16 protein-coding genes are annotated in these 17,570 nt (G+C 59.0%); 13 read left to right on the top strand and 3 right to left on the bottom strand.

The genetic code is table 11. From position 1 onward, the window contains the following. Positions 1-266 precede the first annotated feature (266 nt). Entirely contained in the window at positions 267-1,055 is a 789-nt protein-coding gene (gene rsmA / locus GGU46_RS10465) for a 16S rRNA (adenine(1518)-N(6)/adenine(1519)-N(6))-dimethyltransferase RsmA (protein ID WP_183403449.1), read from the bottom strand. A gap of 242 nt (positions 1,056-1,297) precedes the next feature. Between rsmA and GGU46_RS10460 the strand changes: the two genes are divergently transcribed. From GGU46_RS10460 to GGU46_RS10410, 11 genes are all read left to right on the top strand, one after another. Continuing rightward, a complete protein-coding gene (locus tag GGU46_RS10460; RefSeq protein ID WP_183403448.1) occupies positions 1,298-2,746 on the top strand; it encodes a leucyl aminopeptidase family protein in 1,449 nt (482 codons plus the stop codon). 169 nt (positions 2,747-2,915) lie between these two features. After that, entirely contained in the window at positions 2,916-3,968 is a 1,053-nt protein-coding gene (pdxA, locus tag GGU46_RS10455; RefSeq protein ID WP_183403447.1) for a 4-hydroxythreonine-4-phosphate dehydrogenase PdxA, read from the top strand. Between the two features lie 267 nt (positions 3,969-4,235). Further along, entirely contained in the window at positions 4,236-4,604 is a 369-nt protein-coding gene (locus tag GGU46_RS10450) for a helix-turn-helix domain-containing protein (RefSeq protein ID WP_183403446.1), read from the top strand. Between the two features lie 73 nt (positions 4,605-4,677). Beyond that, positions 4,678-5,217, top strand: a complete 540-nt coding sequence (locus tag GGU46_RS10445; RefSeq protein ID WP_183403445.1) for a YceD family protein — start codon at positions 4,678-4,680, stop codon at positions 5,215-5,217. Positions 5,218-5,287: 70 nt separating this feature from the next. Continuing rightward, positions 5,288-5,512 carry a 50S ribosomal protein L32 gene (gene rpmF, locus GGU46_RS10440; protein WP_139922673.1) on the top strand — a complete coding sequence of 75 codons (225 nt, stop codon included), beginning with the start codon at positions 5,288-5,290 and terminating at the stop codon, positions 5,510-5,512. Positions 5,513-5,654: 142 nt separating this feature from the next. Then, complete coding sequence (gene plsX, locus GGU46_RS10435) at positions 5,655-6,596, top strand: phosphate acyltransferase PlsX (protein ID WP_183403444.1); 942 nt, start codon at positions 5,655-5,657, stop codon at positions 6,594-6,596. Positions 6,597-6,661: 65 nt separating this feature from the next. Next, positions 6,662-7,675 (top strand): beta-ketoacyl-ACP synthase III, encoded by a 1,014-nt coding sequence (locus GGU46_RS10430; RefSeq protein WP_183403443.1) that lies wholly within the window; start codon positions 6,662-6,664, stop codon positions 7,673-7,675. 186 nt (positions 7,676-7,861) lie between these two features. Next, entirely contained in the window at positions 7,862-8,425 is a 564-nt protein-coding gene (gene efp, locus GGU46_RS10425; RefSeq protein WP_183403442.1) for an elongation factor P, read from the top strand. 28 nt (positions 8,426-8,453) lie between these two features. After that, a complete protein-coding gene (accB, locus tag GGU46_RS10420) occupies positions 8,454-8,945 on the top strand; it encodes an acetyl-CoA carboxylase biotin carboxyl carrier protein (protein ID WP_183403510.1) in 492 nt (163 codons plus the stop codon). A 102-nt stretch (positions 8,946-9,047) separates the two neighbouring features. After that, on the top strand, positions 9,048-10,394 hold the full coding sequence (gene accC, locus GGU46_RS10415) for an acetyl-CoA carboxylase biotin carboxylase subunit (protein ID WP_183403441.1): 1,347 nt from the start codon (positions 9,048-9,050) through the stop codon (positions 10,392-10,394). 301 nt (positions 10,395-10,695) lie between these two features. Next, positions 10,696-12,189 (top strand): alpha-amylase, encoded by a 1,494-nt coding sequence (locus GGU46_RS10410; RefSeq protein WP_183403440.1) that lies wholly within the window; start codon positions 10,696-10,698, stop codon positions 12,187-12,189. Positions 12,190-12,299: 110 nt separating this feature from the next. Here GGU46_RS10410 and GGU46_RS10405 read toward each other — a convergent pair whose 3' ends face one another. Then, positions 12,300-12,878: a DUF3109 family protein gene (locus GGU46_RS10405; RefSeq protein ID WP_183403439.1), complete on the bottom strand. Its 579-nt coding sequence runs from the start codon at positions 12,876-12,878 to the stop codon at positions 12,300-12,302. Between the two features lie 104 nt (positions 12,879-12,982). Continuing rightward, positions 12,983-14,140 (bottom strand): glycosyltransferase family 4 protein, encoded by a 1,158-nt coding sequence (locus GGU46_RS10400; RefSeq protein WP_183403438.1) that lies wholly within the window; start codon positions 14,138-14,140, stop codon positions 12,983-12,985. A gap of 223 nt (positions 14,141-14,363) precedes the next feature. Here GGU46_RS10400 and GGU46_RS10395 point away from each other — a divergent pair, with 223 nt between their 5' ends. Then, on the top strand, positions 14,364-16,616 hold the full coding sequence (locus GGU46_RS10395; protein WP_183403509.1) for an ATP-dependent helicase: 2,253 nt from the start codon (positions 14,364-14,366) through the stop codon (positions 16,614-16,616). A gap of 250 nt (positions 16,617-16,866) precedes the next feature. After that, entirely contained in the window at positions 16,867-17,568 is a 702-nt protein-coding gene (locus GGU46_RS10390) for a DUF4290 domain-containing protein (protein ID WP_183403437.1), read from the top strand. The last annotated feature ends 2 nt before the right edge of the window (positions 17,569-17,570 follow it).

Below are 17,570 nucleotides of genomic sequence, written 5' to 3'. Positions count from 1 at the left end.
CTCCGCATCATACCCAACTATCTACTTCCCTACCCGGCGAAACTCATAAAACCCACCGGCCAGCGGTTCTGGCTGCTGCCACCAGGCACAGGCATAGCCTAGCGTAGTGCGGCCTTCGTAATCGGTTCGGAGGTAGAAGTGAGGGGCCGCTGCTAGCGGCTGCCAGCAGCCTGCATCCATCGTCTGGCCTGCTTTCCAAAAGAACGCACCGCAAAGCCCGCTTGTAACCACCAGCAGCAGGCTCGCCTTCGCTTTCCAAGTCATCTTTAAGACGCCTTGTGCTCTTCCACGCGCTGCGTCAGGCCCACGAAATCCGACACGCTGAGCTGCTCGGCCCGTTTGTCGAAGATGGGGTCGGTGGTAGCTTCGGGGGGTAGGCCGAAGGGCTTGAGGGCGTTGCGCAAGGTTTTGCGCCGGGTCTGGAAGGCCTGTTTCACCACCTGAAAAAACAGCTTTTCGTCGCAGGCCAGCTGCTCAATTTTGTTCCGGGTCAGGCGAATAACGGCCGACTGCACCTTGGGCGGGGGGTTGAACACGTGCGGGGGCACCGTGAACAGGTACTCGATGTCGTAGAAGGCCTGCAGCAGCACGCTCAGGATACCGTAGGTTTTGGTGCCCGGCCCCTCGGCCAGGCGGTCGGCTACTTCCTTCTGAATCATGCCCACGCACTCGCGCACCTGCTGGCGGTGAGCCAGCACCTGAAAGTAAATCTGGGAGCTGATGTTGTAGGGGAAGTTGCCGATAATGCTGATTGGCTGGCCTTGGTAGAGCTTGCCGAGGTCCATCTTCAAAAAATCCTGGGAATAGATGCGGCCCTGCAGCGCGGGGTAGTGCTTGCCCAGGTACTCCACCGATTCCCGGTCGATTTCCACTACCGAGGTCCGGTACTCGGGGTGTTGAATGAGCGTTTGGGTCAGCACGCCCATCCCCGGCCCGATTTCCAGCACTTCGGCTACCCCATCGGGCAGGCGCAAAGCCTCCACAATGTTGCGGGCAATGTTGGGGTCAGTGAGGAAGTGTTGCCCGAGGTGCTTTTTGGCTTTAACGGAATCCATGTACAGGGAGGGGTAAGTGGCTGAAGATGGCAGGGCAGCGCATTAGATAAGGGGCGGTTGGGGTGAGGTCAGCGGCTGGTCGGCTTCCGATCAGCCCCACTTCGATTGACTTTCCTCTTCCGGCCTACTAGCAACTACGTACTACCTGTTACCTTCACGCCCAAAGATACGCCGGCTGCTGCCGTTTCTCCGTGCTTCGGGTCCGGAGAGGGGCAGCCGCTCGCCTTACCCGACCCTGCTCTATGTCTCTATCACTCGCCTACGCCACCGATTTTCCTTCCTTCGCGGATACTGTCTTCATCCTGCCCGCCGGTACTACCGAGCTGCCCGTCAGCGCCGCCGCCGACCTGCCCGAGCCCGCCCGCCAATACGTGGCCGCCCAGCTGGCCTCCGGCGACAAGCTCCTGGGCATCAACCAGTACACCCACCGCCATTACTACGTGGTAGCGGAAGAAAAGAAAACCGCCGACCTCACCGCCGAAGCCCTGCGCAAGGCCGGCCACCAGCTCCACGCCCGCCTGAAAGCCGATAAAGTACCCGAGCTATTCATCAATGACCTGACCGGCTTTGGGGCCCTACCCCTCGCCGAAGGTTTAGCCCTCACGGCCTACCAGTTCGAAGGCTACAAAACCGACGAGAAGTCGAAAAAAGCGCCCGACCTCCAGCTGCTCACCCTGGTTGGCCCTAACCTGACCGCCGGGCAAGTCCAGGAGCTCGACAACGTGCTGCAGGGCGTACAGCTGGCCCGCGACCTGGTGAATATGCCCTACAGCCACCTCAACGCCACCCAGCTGGCTCAGCGCTTCGAGGAAGCCGGCGACGCGGCCGGTTTTCAGGTAGAGGTGCTGGATCTGGTGCGCATTGAGGCCTTGCGCATGGGGGGCTTGCTGGCCGTCAACCAGGGCAGTCCCGAGCCGCCGACCTTCACTATTATGGAGTACAAGCCCGAGGGTGCTACCAACGCCCAGCCTATTGTACTGGTAGGCAAAGGGGTAGTGTTCGATACTGGCGGCCTCAGCCTCAAGCCCACGCCTAACAGCATGGACCTGATGAAGTGCGACATGGCCGGCGCGGCGGTGGTAGTAGGCGTGCTCTCGGCGCTGGCCAAAAACCGGGTGCCCCTGCACGTTATCGGGCTGGTGCCGGCCACCGACAACCGCCCCGGCGGCCCCGCCCTGGCCCCCGGCGACGTGATTACCATGTACAGCGGCCTGACGGTAGAGGTCCTGAATACCGACGCGGAAGGCCGCCTCATCCTGGCCGACGCCCTGGCCTTCGCCAAAAAGTACGAGCCTGAGCTGGTGCTCGACTATGCTACGCTCACCGGCTCGGCGGTTCGTGCCATTGGCACCGAGGGCATTGTGTGCATGGGTACGGCCGGAGAGGAAACCCTGAGCGCCCTGAAAAAAGCGGGCCACGCTACCCACGAGCGGCTGGTGGAGTTTCCGCTCTGGGACGAGTACGCCGAGCATATTAAGAGCAGCATTGCCGATATCAGCAACCTGGGCAAAGCCGAAGCCGGCGCTATTTCGGCGGGTAAGTTCCTGGAGCGCTTTACTGAGGGCTACCCCTGGGTGCACTTCGATATTGCCGGCCCCGCCTTCCTCACCGCCCCCGACTCTTACCGCGGCAAGGGTGGCACCGGTGCTGCCGTGCGCCTCACGTATGAATTCCTGAAAAACCGGGTGTAACAGAGCGTTGGCTCTACATTGTCATTCCCAGCCTAAGCAAGGAACCTCGCGTGTTGCTGTCAGGATAAGATAGCAGCCCCAGTCCGCGAGAGTCCTTGCTTGGCCTGGAACGATGGTCTGCTTTACGACCGTTTTTCCTCATTACCCCCTCACCTCATTACCCCCACAAATGCTTCCACGCATTGGCATTTCCGTCGGCGACCTGGCCGGCATTGGGCCGGAAATCATCTATAAAACCTTTCTCGACCAGCGCCTGCTCAAGTTCTGCACACCCGTGGTGTATGGCACGGCTACGGTGCTGTTCGATGATTTCCCGGCCGACGCAACCCACGAGCCCCTCACCTTCCGGCAGGTGCGCGAAGCCGCTGATATTGCCCCCGGCAAGCACAACGCCGTCACCTGCTGGGACGAAGACTTCACCCTCACGCCCGGGCAACCCAGCCAGGCCAGCGGCACCGCCGCCCGCCAGAGCCTGCTGGCCGCCGCCCGCGACCTGAAAGCGGGCCTGCTCGATGCCCTGGTAACGGCGCCCATCAGTAAGGAAAACACCCAGGCCGACGACTTCCGCTACCCCGGCCATACGGAGTTTCTGACCACTTTCTTCGAGGCTAAGGAAAGCCTCATGCTGCTGGCCAGCGAAGATCTGCGCGTGGCTACCGTCACGGGTCACATTCCGCTCAAGGATGTGCCGAGCCGCGTAACCCGGGAGCTGCTGACCACCAAGCTGCGCATTCTGGTAAACTCCCTGAAGCAGGATTTCGGCATTGAGAAGCCGCGCGTGGCCGTGCTGGGGCTCAACCCGCACGCCGGCGAAAATGGCTTGCTGGGCACCGAGGAAGCGGCGGTGGTAACGCCCGTACTCCAACAGTTTCAGCAGGAAGGTCATCTGGTCTTCGGCCCCTTCCCCGCCGATGGCTACTTCGGCACTGGCCAGTTCCGGCAGTTCGATGCTACCCTCTCCCTCTACCACGATCAGGGCCTGATTCCGTTCAAAACCCTGGCTTTCGAGCGCGGCGTGAACTTCACGGCCGGCCTGCCCGTCATCCGCACCTCCCCCGACCACGGCACGGCCTACGGCCTGGCCGGGCAGTATAAGGCCGATGCAACCTCTTTCCGTGAGGCGCTCTATATGGCCTGCGACCTGGTGCGCAAGCGCAAAGCGCTGGCCGAAATAAAGCCCTTGGTTCCCGGGCCAGCACCTCGCGGCGGCCGCCACGAGTAGCGCTGGGCGGTGCAAAACACCAAGAGGGGTAGGCGGCCTTGGTTTGCCAGGGCGTCCTACCCCTTTTCTTTACGCCCCCCTTGTAAGCCCAATCTTGCAGGCCTGCACCTTTGTTTAGAGCGAAGAATTCTGCCTAGCCATTTTAAACCAAACGGAAACATTCTTTTCAAAATCGAAATTTACTTTGCTGTTTTAAAATCAGCTTGTACCTTTGTAGCGTAATCAGCGGGGCCGTTTTCGGTTCCGTTTTGCTTTCTGCCTCCTTTCATGACGCTGACTACTCCTTCAGACTACCGCACTGCCCTGCGCCGCCTCGACGCGCTGGTGGCTGCCGGCATTGAAGGCAACGCCACGCTGGAAGCGGAGTTTCGGGAGCTGATTACCGCCCTGGATACGTACGAGAGCAAGCTGGGTCTGCTACCCATCCCGAACCTGCCAACCTCTTTGGCCGAGATGATTGAGCTGAAGCGCCAGCAAATGCGGCTGAAACAGAAAGAGCTGGCTGAGCTGCTGGAAGTGCCGGCCGGGCGCCTGTCGCAAATCCTGAGTGGCAAGCGGCGCGTAACCCTTGATCTAGCCAAGCGGCTGTATGAGCGCCTGGGCATTCCCTCAGACTTTATTCTGAAAAACGCCTAGCTCTTCCTACCCCGCCTCTGCTTTTACAAACCCGGCAAAACTTTCTACTTTTGCCCCCTGCTACAACCTAGCCGTGAAGAAGGACTCGCAATACGACATCAACATTGCCAAGCTGGCCGATAAAACGCACCACTTCGCGTTTGACCTGGACAAAGCCTTCTTTGAGCAGTTCGACCAGCAACTCATCCCCGATGGCCAGGTGCACGCCGACGTAACCCTGACCAAAACCGACCGGCTGATTACCGTGGATTTCGACCTGCACGGCACCGTGCGCCAGATCTGCGACCGTAGCTTGGATGAGTACGACCAGGAAGTGGAGGCCCAGGAGCAACTGCTGGTGCGCTTCGGCGACCAGAACCTGGAGCTGGATGACAACGTGCTGCAAATCACGCCCGACACCCAGAGCCTGCCCCTGGCCCAGCACCTCTTCGATTATATTGGTCTTTCGCTGCCCATGAAGAAGCTGCACCCGCGCTTCCAGAATGAGCCCGACGAAAACCCTGAGGCCGATGCCAAGCTCATTTTCACTACCCGCCAGGAGGGCGAGGATGATGACAATGACGACAACAACGGCATCGACCCGCGCTGGAATGCGCTGCGCAACCTCAACTAAAGGAGCGCATCTTCCGCTGACTTCCGTTTTTATAATTTCTCTTTGCTTTTAATCATCCCTTTTTTCAACCATGGCACATCCTAAGCGCCGGACCTCCTCCGCAACCCGTGACAAGCGTCGTAGCCACTACAAACTGACCCCGAAGGCTGTTTCGGTTTGCTCGACCACTGGTGAGCTGCACCTGCGTCATAAAGCTTATGTAGTTGACGGCGACCTGTACCTGAACGGTAAAGTAGCCATCAAAGACTACGCTCCCGTAGCTGCTCCGGCCGCTACCGACAACGACGAGGAATAGTCGCTCGTTAGCTGCTTACCCGCCTTGTAGTGGCGTGGCCCGTTTCAAGCATCCCCGGCTTTCGGCCTCTTAGCCGAGGTAGGGCCGGGGATGTGGGCGCCGCTGCAGTGCTTCTCTCCCGGACCTCTTTGATTTTCCGTTCATGAAGATAGCCCTGGACGCAATGGGGGGCGATTTCGCACCTCAGGCCGCCGTCGATGGGGCCGTACTGGCCGCCAAAGCGCTGGCCGGCAAGGCCCAGATTGTGCTCATCGGCCAGGAAGACGCCGTGCGCCCCCTGGTGGCCCAGCACGGCCCTGACGCGGCCGACCTACTGGTAGTTCCCGCTTCGCAAATCATTGAGATGGGCGAACACCCGGCCAAAGCCTACCAGCAAAAGCAGGACTCCAGCATTGCCGTCGGGTACCGGATGCTGGCTACCGGCGAGGTGGAAGCGTTCTGCTCGGCGGGCAACACCGGCGCGATGCTGGTGGGGGCTATGTTCAGTGTGAAAGCAGTACCGGGCGTTATGCGACCGGCCATTGCCAACTTCGTTCCGAAGCTGAGCGGGGGCATGGGCATCATGCTCGACGTAGGGGCCAATGCCGAGTGCAAACCCGAAATGCTGGAGCAGTTCGGGGAGTTGGGCTCTTTGTACGCTCAGTACGTGCTTGGCATCGGGAAACCCAAAGTAGGCCTCATGAACCTGGGCGAAGAAGAAGGCAAAGGAACTGCTATTACCCAGGCCGCGCACCAGCTGCTGAAAGTGAACCCGCACATTCACTTCATCGGCAACATCGAGGGGCGCGACCTGTTCAATGACAAAGCCGACGTGATTGTCTGCGACGGCTTTACGGGCAACGTGGTCTTGAAGATGGCCGAGTCGGTGTATGACATCATCGCCGAAAAGAATATTCACGACCCCTTTCTCGACAAATTCAACTATGAAGCCGTGGGGGGCTCCCCCATCCTGGGCATCAACGACAACGCCATTATCGGGCACGGTGTGAGCACGCCGCTGGCTATCAGCAACATGCTGCTGCAAGGCTACCAAATGGCCAGCTCCGGCATCGCCGACCAGATAAAAAACACCTTCAAGTCCTAAGGGCAACCATGAGTCCGGCCGCCGAGCCGGACTTTTCCTTTGCCGCGTTTTCCGTCCTCCCTCTAATGAAGATTACCGCTGCCATTACCGGAGTCGGCGCCTACGTGCCCGATTACGTGCTTACCAATCAGGAGCTCGAAACCATGGTCGACACGACCGACGAGTGGATTATGAGCCGAACCGGAATTCAGGAGCGACACATTCTGAAGGGCGAAGGCCGGGGCACCTCCGTAATGGGCATCAAGGCCGTGGAGCAGCTGCTGGCGAAAACGGGCAACAAGGCCGAGGACATCGACCTGCTGATCTGCGCTACCACTACCCCGGACCTGGTCTTTCCGGCTACGGCCAATATCATTTCGGCGGCCGTGGGGGCTACCAAAGCCTTCAGCTTCGACATGCAGGCGGCCTGCTCGGGCTTTATGTATGCTCTGGCCACGGGTTCGCAGTTTATTGCGACCGGAACCTACAAAAAGGTTATTGTGGTGGGCGCCGATAAAATGTCGAGCATTATCGACTATACGGACCGTGCTACCTGCATCATCTTCGGCGACGGCGCCGGGGCCGTGCTGCTGGAGCCCAACACCGAAGGCCTGGGCCTGCTCGACCAGGAGCTGCACTCCGATGGCACCGGAGAGCAGTACCTGCACCAGAAAGCCGGTGGCTCCCGCCGCCCGCCTTCCGCCGAAACCGTAGCCAACCGCGAGCATTACGTGTACCAGGAAGGCGCGGCGGTATTCAAGTTCGCCGTGAAAAACATGGCCGACGTAGCGGCTCAGGTAGCTGACCGTAACGGCCTCAACCCGGATACCATCGACTGGCTGGTGCCTCACCAGGCCAACAAGCGCATCATTGACGCTACCGCCAACCGGGTGGGCATCGGGCCCGAGAAAGTGATGCTCAACATCCATAAGTACGGCAACACCACCAACGGCACCATTCCGCTGTGCTTGGCCGACTATGAGCAGCGCCTACGCAAGGGCGACAACCTGATTATTGCCGCCTTTGGCGGAGGCTTCACCTGGGGCTCTCTGTACCTGAAGTGGGCCTACGACCCCAAGCCCGATCCTACCGCAGCCTAAATTGGCGGCCCACAAGTAGAAAACTTCTATACTTGCACTCCCGACGAGCCGCCCCGCCATCTTTCCGGGGCGGCTCGTTGCGTTTCCACCCTAGTAACTCACTTTCTGACTGTTGAAAATGCAGGTTTGAACCCGCCGTTTCCGGCTTCTCCTACCTGGTTTTCCCTCTCAAACTCTTTTCCCACCATGGCCACGACCGCAGACTTTCGCAACGGGCTCGTTCTGAACTACAACGGCGAGTTGCACGTCATCACCGAATTCCAGCACGTGAAGCCCGGCAAAGGGCCGGCTTTCGTGCGGACCAAGCTTCGCAACATCAAAACCGGCCGCACCATCGACAATACCTTCAACGCCGGCGTGAAGGTAGAAACGGCCCGCGTGGAGCAGCGCCCCCACCAGTACCTGTACAAGGACGACTACGGCTACACGTTCATGGACAACGCAACCTTCGAGCAGGTGGTGCTGCCCGAGGCCATGGTGCCCTTTGCCGACCTGATGAAGGAAGGCCAGGAGGCAACCATCCTGTTCCACGCCGAAACCGAGCAGCCGCTTACCGCCGAGCTGCCCACTACGGTGGAGCTGGTGGTAACCTACACCGAGCCCGGCCTGAAAGGCGACACGGCCACCAACACGCTCAAACCCGCCATTGTGGAAACGGGGGCCCGCATTCAGGTGCCGCTGTTTATTGATACCGATACCAAAATTCGCATCAAGACAAGCGACTACTCCTATGTCGAAAGAGTCAAGTAAGCAGCCCAACAAGCCCACCGACGCCCTCATGAAAGCCAAAGAACTACAGGAACTCATCGACTTCATTGCCAAGTCGGGTCTGAACAAAGTCAACATCGAAACCGAGGAGTTCAAAATCTCGGTGCAGCGCGAGCCCAACACGAAAGTGGTGAGCGGCGGCATGCTGGCTCCGGCCGCCGCTGCCCCGGCCCCCGTGGCCGCACCCGCTCCGGCGGCGGCGGCTCCGGCCGCCCCGGCCGCGCCGGCTGCCCCGGTCGCTGCAGAAGCCACCGGTGGCAACTACGTGCCACTGAAAGCCCCGATGATTGGCACCTTCTACCGCAGCAACAGCCCCGATTCGCCGGCTTTCGTGCAGGTAGGCGACCTGGTGGAGAAAGGGCAGGTTATCTGCATCATCGAAGCCATGAAGCTCTTCAACGAAATTGAAGCTGAACAGTCGGGCCGGGTGGTGAAAGCCATGGTGGAAAATGCCTCTCCCGTGGAATTCGACCAGCCCCTGTTCCTCATTGAGCCGATGTAATTTGAGAACGTAGAAGCTAGAGCATAGAGCTTAGACTGCGGGGTAGCACAGGCTGCCACGTCTAAGTTCTAAGCTCTAGCTTCTCTTATCTACTTCAGACCTGTGTTCAAGAAAATACTGATTGCCAACCGGGGCGAAATTGCGCTGCGCGTGATTCGGACCTGCAAGGAAATGGGCATCAAGACGGTAGCCGTTTACTCGACTGCCGATAAGGAAAGCCTGCACGTTCGCTTCGCCGACGAAGCCGTGTGCATTGGTCCGCCCAGCTCGGCGCAAAGCTACCTGAGCATTCCTACCCTGATTGCCGCTGCCGAAATCACCAACGCCGATGCCATTCACCCCGGCTACGGCTTCCTGAGCGAAAATGCCGAATTCTCGCGCGTATGCCAGGAAAACGGCATCAAGTTCATCGGGGCCTCGCCCGAGATGATCAACCAGATGGGCGACAAGGCCTCGGCCAAAGCTACCATGATTGCCGCGGGCGTGCCTTGCATTCCGGGCTCGGTGGGCCTGCTGGAATCGGTGGAGCAAGGCAAAAAAGTAGCGGCTGAAATTAAGTATCCGGTAATTCTGAAGGCTACGGCCGGTGGCGGTGGCCGGGGTATGCGCATCATCAACTCCGAAGACGAGTTTGAGAAGGCGTGGAACGATGCCCGCACGGAAGCCAAGGCGGCTTTCGGCAACGACGGCGTGTACCTGGAGAAGTTTGTGGAGGAGCCCCGCCACATCGAGATTCAGGTGTGCGGCGACCAGTACGGCCACGTCTGCCACCTCTCGGAGCGCGACTGCTCTATTCAGCGCCGCCACCAGAAGCTGGTGGAAGAGGCCCCTTCGCCCTTCATGACCGAGGAGCTGCGTGAGCGGATGGGCGCGGCTGCCATTGCCGGCGCCGCCGCCATCGGCTACGAAGGCGTGGGCACCATTGAGTTTCTGGTAGATAAGAACCGGGACTTCTACTTCATGGAGATGAACACCCGGATTCAGGTGGAGCACCCCGTGACCGAAGAAGTAATCAACTACGATCTGATCAAGGAGCAGATCAAGGTAGCGGCCGGTATTCCGATTACGGGCAACAACTACGGCCCCAAAATGCACGCCATGGAGTGCCGCATCAACGCCGAGGATCCGGCCAATGGCTTCCGTCCTTCGCCCGGTAAAATCACGGTGCTGCACATTCCGGGTGGCCACGGCGTGCGCGTGGACACGCACGTATATGCGGGCTACCAGATTCCGCCAAACTACGATTCCATGATTGCCAAGCTTATCACGGTAGCGCAAACCCGCGAGGAGTGCATCGTGAAAATGAAGCGGGCCCTGTCGGAGTTCGTGGTAGAAGGCATCAAAACCACTATTCCGTTCCATCTCAAGCTCATGGACAACGCGGATTTTAAAGCGGGTAACTTCACCACGAAGTTTCTGGAAACTTCCTTTGACTTCTCGGAACTGTAAAAGTTCTGACTCTATATACAAGGGGCTGCCTCTCGAGAGGCGGCCCCTTTTTATTTTCTCCACAAAACAAGCCACATCAATTAAACACCATTTCATGCAAATAGAACATTACCTATAGAAGCCTTGCTATAAATTGCACCACTTAAGTTAATAGAGCACCGAATAGAGTCGCAAAAACGGCTAAATATTGGTTAGTAACCACTTACTATTTATTTATCAATAGCCAAAATGATATTGCATAATTCCTATTAGCGTCTTTTATACTTGCTTCATCCAATTCCCACAACCAAACCCACCCAGTATGTTTAAAGGATCAGCGGCGGCCCTATTCGGGTTGCTGACTGCCGGCGCACTATTGTCGTCGTGCAGCAAGGAAACCGCAACCCCGGGCGCCCCTACCCCCGTTGCCACCCCCAAAGCCAACGACGCCGTGGCCGTAAACGGCGTGATGATGCAGGGCTTTTATTGGGATACACCCATCAGCAACAGCCAGGGCACGTGGTGGCAGGTGCTGGGCTCCCGGGCCTCAGAGTTCAAAACGGCGGGCTTTACGGCCATCTGGCTGCCTCCGGCTTACAAAGGGGGTAGCATTAATGATGTCGGTTACGGCGTGTACGACCGGTACGACCTGGGCGAGTTCAACCAGAAAGGCACGGTAGCCACCCGCTACGGCACACTGGCCCAGTTGCAGTCGGCTATTACGGCCCTGCACGGGCAGGGCGTTCAGGTGTACGAGGACATGGTGATGAACCACCTAACCTCGGCCGACGCTCAGGAGCAGTTCAGCTACAACGGCCAGAACTACAACGTATGGACTAGCTTTACCTACCCTGGCCGCGGCAACACCTATAGCTCGTTTAAGTGGCGCTACTACAACTTCAACGGCACCCAGCAGGCGCCCAACAACGGCTGGTATCAGTGGAACGCCTGGGACTTTCAGCCCTACGCCAACAACGACGCCTACGACAACCTGCTGGGTTCGGAAATCCGGTATGCTGATGTAAACCAGCGCACCGAAACCAAGAACTGGGGCAACTGGATTACCACCAAGCTCCGCCTCGATGGGTACCGCGTCGATGCCACTAAGCACATCCAGACCTCGTTTGTAAATGAGTGGCTGGATGCAGTGAAAGGCTCCCGCTTTGCCGTGAGTGAGGCCTGGTTCCGCAACCTGACCGATCTGAGAAATTACGCCGCCGCTACCGGTGGGCGCACCAGCCTCTTCGATGTGCCCCTGCACTACACTTTCCAGAGCATGAGCAACGGCAACGGCAGCTGGGATATGCGCGGCCTGCAGTTCGCGGGCTTCACGGAGTCGAACCCCACCCTCTCGGTTTCCTTCGTCGATAACCACGACACCGACCACACGACCGGCGCACTGTATTCACCAGTCGTTAACCTGAAGATGCTGGCCTACGCCTACATTCTGACCCGGGCCAACGGCTACCCCTGCGTGTTCTACAAAGACTACTACAACTACGGCCTGGGTAGCCAAATCAAGACCCTGATGGCCATTCGCAAGGCCAACGCCTACGGAAGCGCCTTCGAATACACCAGTGTAAACGACGCCGACTACTATGCCTACTCCCGCGCCGGCGACTCGACCCACAAGGGCCTGATGATGATTTTGAACGACGGCAGCAGTGCCCGCACCAAGGGCATTACCTCACCCTTCAAAAACGCCACCCTCACCGACAAAACCGGAAACCGCACCGGTACTGTCACCACGGATGCTAATGGCTACGGCAACTTCCCGGTAAACGCCCGCAGCTACTCGGTGTGGGTACCCAACTAAGTTTCCTACCCCCTTGGTATTCAAAAAGGCTGGCCGTTTGGCTAGCCTTTTTTATTGAGGCCAGCCAAACGGCCAGTATGGGTTCAGGCTTCAAGCCAACGTAGCAAACTCTACTTCACCTGTGCGTCGCCGTGCTCAATTTCGTGCACTAACTCGCCGTACCACTCCTCCCCGTACTTACGGATTAGGGGTTCTTTTAGGAACTGATACACCCGCACGCCCAGATTAGCCCCGAAGGAGCAGGCCGGTGAGCAGATGCTCCAGCGGTCGTAGTTCAGGGCTTCAAAACCGTCGTATTTGGTGATGCGGATGGGGTACAGGTGGCAGCTGATGGGTTTTTTGAACGACGTAGCCCCGGCCCGCCAGGCATCCTCGATGCCGCACTTCAGGATGCCCCGCTCGTCGTAGAGGGCGTAGGCGCACTCCCGGTCGTTAATGGTGGTGGTGCTGAAGTCGCCCTCCCAGTCTTTGATGTAGAGGCCCTGCTGCTCGATGGCCTGGCGGCCGGCTTCGGTCAGGAAGGGCTTGATGGCTTCGTACTCGTTTTGCAGAATCTGCAGCTCGTCCTCTTCCAGGGGCGCGCCCAGGTCGCCTTCCACGCAGCAGGCACCCTTGCAGGCCTCCAGGTTGCACACAAAGAAGTTATCCCGAACGTCGTCGGAAATCAGGGTATTCTGAATCTGAATCATGGGGCAGTGTCGGGCTCGGGGGTTTGGGGCCGCTGGAGCACTAACACGCCAGAAGTACGCCTAGTGCCGTTGCTACCGAGCAAACAATCCGCAAAGATACCGAATTAGATCAGCGCCCGCAGTACGTTTTCCGTCAGCTCGCACTGCCGATGGTGCGAGTAGGTAGCCAGCGCCTCCTGCCGGGCCTGCTTACCCAGGCGCTGAGCCAGCTCTGGGGATGCCAGCAGCTGCTCCACCGCGGCCACAAACGCCGCTTCATCGCGCAGCGGAAACAATAGCCCGGTGCTGCCATCCCGCACAATTTCCAGGGTACCACCGGTTGCGGAGGCTACCACGGGTAGCCCGGTAGCCATAGCCTCAATGGTGACCATGCCGTAGGTTTCGTTTACGGAGGCCGTAATGGATATATCCAGGGCCCGGTAGGCTACCTCGGGTTTCAGCATGAACTCCCGCACATGCACCACCTCCGTCAGGCTCAGCGCCTGCACCCGTTTCTGCACGGCTTCGCGGTAGGCGTTGCCCTCGTTGCGGGTCGGCTCACCCACGAATAGTACCTGCAGCTGGGGGTGCTTTTCGCGCATCTTTCCTAAGGCTTCCACTACGAAATCCTGGCCCTTGCCATCATCGAAACGGCCAATCAGGCCCAGCAGCACTACCCCATCCGGCAAGATCAAACCCAGCTGCTGGCGGGCCTCCGCTTGCGAGAAACCAGGCTGCGCAAATTTCTCTAGCTCAATTCCCAGCGGCACCACGTGGAGCTTCTCGGCGGCGAGGCGCGTTTTTTCCAGTACCTGCCGGGCCAGGCCGGGCAGCGGCGAAAGCCAGGCATCCAGGGCCCGGTAGCGCAAGGTGTGCAGAAGGCCGCGCTTGGCCAGCCCCAGCTGCATGTGCTGCTGGTACACCAGCCTGAGCTGCGGCAGCCGGAAGGTTTTGCAGAGCACAGCCAGCCCCAAATCTCCGTTGCGCGTGATGATGAGCACCCGCGTGCCGAATCCGCGTAGCAGATCAGCCAACCGCCTGGCGGCCGGCATATCGGCGGCTTTCCAGGGGTTGTGCAGGGTAGCGAGGGGTAGGCTCAGCTCGGCGGCGCGGGTAGCAATAGGGGAATTAGCCAGGGTAATAGTCTGTACGGGCCAGCCCCGCTGCCGCATCCAGTCGGCGAAGCGCACGGTGTTCAGCTCCAGCCCGCCCCAGCTGTTGGAAAGGCAGAGCAGCGAGATGGGAAACACAGCGGGGGTAGCAGAGGCAGCAGCAGAATTCACGCCGCGAAGATACGGCCAGTGCTCCACTACGCGACAATGCCGCCGCAGCGCACCAAATGCCACCGGTTTCGGTTAGTACTTTTCGGGGTGGCGCCACACGCTGGCAGGTTACCGCCGGTGGCGGGGGTAGGCGCCACATTGCGTTTCGCTACCCCACCCGAAAGCCCTACCTTTGCTAACAAGCCAAAAAGCTTAGTTTCCGATCTGACTGACACGCATGGCACTGGATTATCACTCGTTATTGAACCCCTCCCAGGCGGCGGCCGTGCTGCACACCGAAGGCCCCTGCATGATTATAGCCGGTGCGGGCTCCGGCAAAACCCGGGTGCTCACGTACCGCATTGCCCACCTACTCGAAAAGGGCGTAGATCCGTTCAACATTCTGGCCCTGACCTTTACCAATAAGGCGGCCAAGGAGATGCGAGCCCGTATTGAGAAGGTGGTAGGACCCGAGGCTAAAAACCTCTGGATGGGTACTTTCCACAGCATCTTCGCCCGCATCCTGCGCTCCGAGGCCGACAAGATTGGCTACCCCCGCTCCTTTACTATTTACGATACCCAGGACTCCAAAACCCTCATCGGACAGATCCTGAAGGAACTGGAACTGGACGACAAGCTCTACAAGCCCAACATGGTGCTGGGCCGGATTTCGGCTGCCAAGAACAAGCTGATTTCGGTGCAGCAGTACCTCAACGACCCTGTCATCCGGCAGGACGATGAGGCGGCCCTGCGGCCTAAGCTGGGCGTGATATATCAGCAATACGCCAGCCGCTGCTTTAAGGCGGGGGCCATGGACTTCGACGACCTGCTCTACCAGACCAACGTGCTGTTCAAGGACCACCCCGACGTGCTGAACAAGTACCAGAACATGTTCCGGTACGTGATGGTGGACGAGTATCAGGACACCAACTACTCGCAGTACCTGATTGCGCGTAAGCTGGCGGCCAAGGAGCGGAACATCTGCGTGGTGGGTGATGATGCGCAAAGCATCTACGCCTTCCGGGGCGCTGATATTCAAAACATTCTCAACTTCGAGAAGGACTACCCCGAGCTGCAGGTGTTCAAACTGGAGCAGAATTATCGCTCTACCAAGAACATTGTATGGGCCGCCAACTCGGTTATCAAAAACAACCAGGCCCAGCTGCGTAAAGACGTTTTCTCCGATAACGAGGAAGGCCCGCTGATTGAAGTATTCAAGGCGGCTTCCGACAACGAGGAGGGCAAGCTGGTGGCCAACAGCATCTACGAGGACAAGATGAATCATCATCTATCCTACGATGACTTTGCCATCTTGTACCGCACCAACGCCCAGAGCCGGGCCATGGAAGAAGCCCTGCGCAAGCTCAACATCAAGTACAAGATTGTGGGCGGCCTGAGCTTCTACCAGCGCAAGGAAATTAAGGACCTGGTGGCCTACCTCCGCCTGACGGTAAACCCCAACGACGAGCAGGCCCTGCGCCGCGTCATCAACTACCCCAAGCGCGGCATCGGCGACACCACCATTGCCAAGCTCATCAGCGCCGCCGAAGAGTCAAACCACACCATCTGGGAGGTAGTCGCCAACGCCGACCAGTTCCTGCCGACCCGCGCCGCTAACCCCATCGTGGACTTCGCGGAGAAGATTAAGGCCTATACCGCCGTAGCGGCTAAGGATGATGCCTTTGAGGCGGCCAAGTTCATTGCCAAAAACTCGGGCCTGATTGAGGACCTGTACGCCGATAAAAGCATCGAGGGCCTTTCCCGCTACGAAAACATCCAGGAACTCCTGAACGGCATCAAGGCCTTTGTGGAAGACCCGGAGCGCGAAGACAAGAGCCTCAGCTCCTTTCTGCAGGATATTGCCCTGGTAACGGACGCCGACACCAAAGATGCTCAGAGCGAGGGCGAGCAGGTAACCCTCATGACGATTCACTCGGCTAAGGGCCTGGAATTCCGCAACGTGTACATCGTAGGCATGGAAGAAAACCTCTTCCCGAGCCAGATGATGATTACCTCGCGGGCCGACCTGGAAGAAGAGCGCCGCCTGTTCTACGTGGCCATCACGCGGGCCGAGAAAAAGCTGACCCTCAGCTACGCTACCTCCCGCTACCAGTGGGGCAACCTGCGCAGCTGCGAGAAAAGCCGCTTCCTCGACGAAATCGACCCGCAGTACGTGGACTTCAAGTTCTCGGCGGGCCCGGTGGGTAGCGCCGGCCCGGGCGAGTCGCCGTTTGGGCACGTGTTTGAGCGCCGCAGCAACCTGGTGCCGCCCGCTCCGCGCAAAACCGTCGCCACCAAGTACTCCCCCCCTGCCGACTTCAAGCCCTCGGACACCAGCAACCTGCAAACCGGCCAGCGCGTGGAGCACCCCAAGTTTGGCTTCGGCACCGTCACGAAGCTGGAAAACCAAGCCGGTTCGGTGAAGGCCATTATTCAGTTTGAAGAAGTTGGGGAGAAAACCTTGCTTCTGAGCTTTGCCAAGCTGCGCGTGCACTGATTGTCATTTCGAGCAGAGCGAGAAATCTGGGTTAAACCGTTGGGTAGTAACCCCAGATTCCTCGCTCCGCTCGGATTGACAAAAGCCGGACGCACCCAAATTGCCCCTTTCGCGTTACTTTAGACGCTGATAGGGCAGCTCCTCCCTACCCACTCATTCCTGCCAAACCTTGCCGCTGGCCTTCCTGTGCAAAATAGGATGCCATTGGGGCAAGGTTTGGCGTATATTTGGCCCTTCGAATACCATTTTCATGACCTTACCTTCCCTTCATAAGCACGAGCTGCTCCAGCGCGAATACGGCCAGAGCACTTTCCAGCTCGTGCAGCAGCTGCGCGACATCGAAGACCGCACGGAGCGGACGCGCCGCGCCCAGCAAATCGTGCAGCTTATCTTCCGGATTCAGCCTGCCCTGCGCGACCAGCCCGACTCCCAACAGAAAGTCTGGAACCACTTATTTGAAATGGCTGATGGGGAACTGGACGTGGATGCGCCCTTCCCGCTGGCTTCTCCTGCCAACCAAACGCCGCCCCAGCGGGTGGCCTACCCCAGCAAAGGCCCCAAATTCCGGGCCTACGGCCGGGCCGTGGAGCAGCTGGTAGAAAAAGCCCTGACCCTGGAGGACCCGGCCGAGCGTGAGCAGGCCGCCGTTGTCATTGGCCGCACGATGAAGTTCTTGTATCGTTCCCACAACAAGGAAAACGCCAAGGATGTCACCATCCTCAAGCACCTGAAGGAGCTGTCGGGCGGTCAGTTGGTGCTTGATCCGGCCCAGGTGGACGCTCAAAACCTGTTTGAGTTTACCAGCAACGGGCGCCCTACCCCCTTCATCGTGCCCCAACCCCGCCAGGAGCGCGACGTGCGCCGGGGCGGCGGCAGCGGCAACAACCGGCGCGACAAGCAGCGCCGGGGCGGAAAAAAAGGCCGGCAGGAACCCCAGCAACCCCCGCAATAATA

The sequence above is a fragment of the Hymenobacter latericoloratus genome, from assembly GCF_014199535.1.
Classification (GTDB): domain Bacteria; phylum Bacteroidota; class Bacteroidia; order Cytophagales; family Hymenobacteraceae; genus Hymenobacter; species Hymenobacter latericoloratus.
Note: the sequence above shows the minus strand (reverse complement) of the source record. Positions and strands in the feature narration are given on the sequence as shown.

Coding starts and splice junctions, on each gene's coding strand:
- rsmA (WP_183403449.1), bottom strand. CDS start 1,055: ATGGATTCCGTTAAAGCCAAAAAGCACCTCGGGCAACACTTCCTCACT.
- GGU46_RS10460 (WP_183403448.1), top strand. CDS start 1,298: ATGTCTCTATCACTCGCCTACGCCACCGATTTTCCTTCCTTCGCGGAT.
- pdxA (WP_183403447.1), top strand. CDS start 2,916: ATGCTTCCACGCATTGGCATTTCCGTCGGCGACCTGGCCGGCATTGGG.
- GGU46_RS10450 (WP_183403446.1), top strand. CDS start 4,236: ATGACGCTGACTACTCCTTCAGACTACCGCACTGCCCTGCGCCGCCTC.
- rpmF (WP_139922673.1), top strand. CDS start 5,288: ATGGCACATCCTAAGCGCCGGACCTCCTCCGCAACCCGTGACAAGCGT.
- plsX (WP_183403444.1), top strand. CDS start 5,655: ATGAAGATAGCCCTGGACGCAATGGGGGGCGATTTCGCACCTCAGGCC.
- GGU46_RS10430 (WP_183403443.1), top strand. CDS start 6,662: ATGAAGATTACCGCTGCCATTACCGGAGTCGGCGCCTACGTGCCCGAT.
- efp (WP_183403442.1), top strand. CDS start 7,862: ATGGCCACGACCGCAGACTTTCGCAACGGGCTCGTTCTGAACTACAAC.
- accB (WP_183403510.1), top strand. CDS start 8,454: ATGAAAGCCAAAGAACTACAGGAACTCATCGACTTCATTGCCAAGTCG.
- GGU46_RS10410 (WP_183403440.1), top strand. CDS start 10,696: ATGTTTAAAGGATCAGCGGCGGCCCTATTCGGGTTGCTGACTGCCGGC.
- GGU46_RS10405 (WP_183403439.1), bottom strand. CDS start 12,878: ATGATTCAGATTCAGAATACCCTGATTTCCGACGACGTTCGGGATAAC.
- GGU46_RS10390 (WP_183403437.1), top strand. CDS start 16,867: ATGACCTTACCTTCCCTTCATAAGCACGAGCTGCTCCAGCGCGAATAC.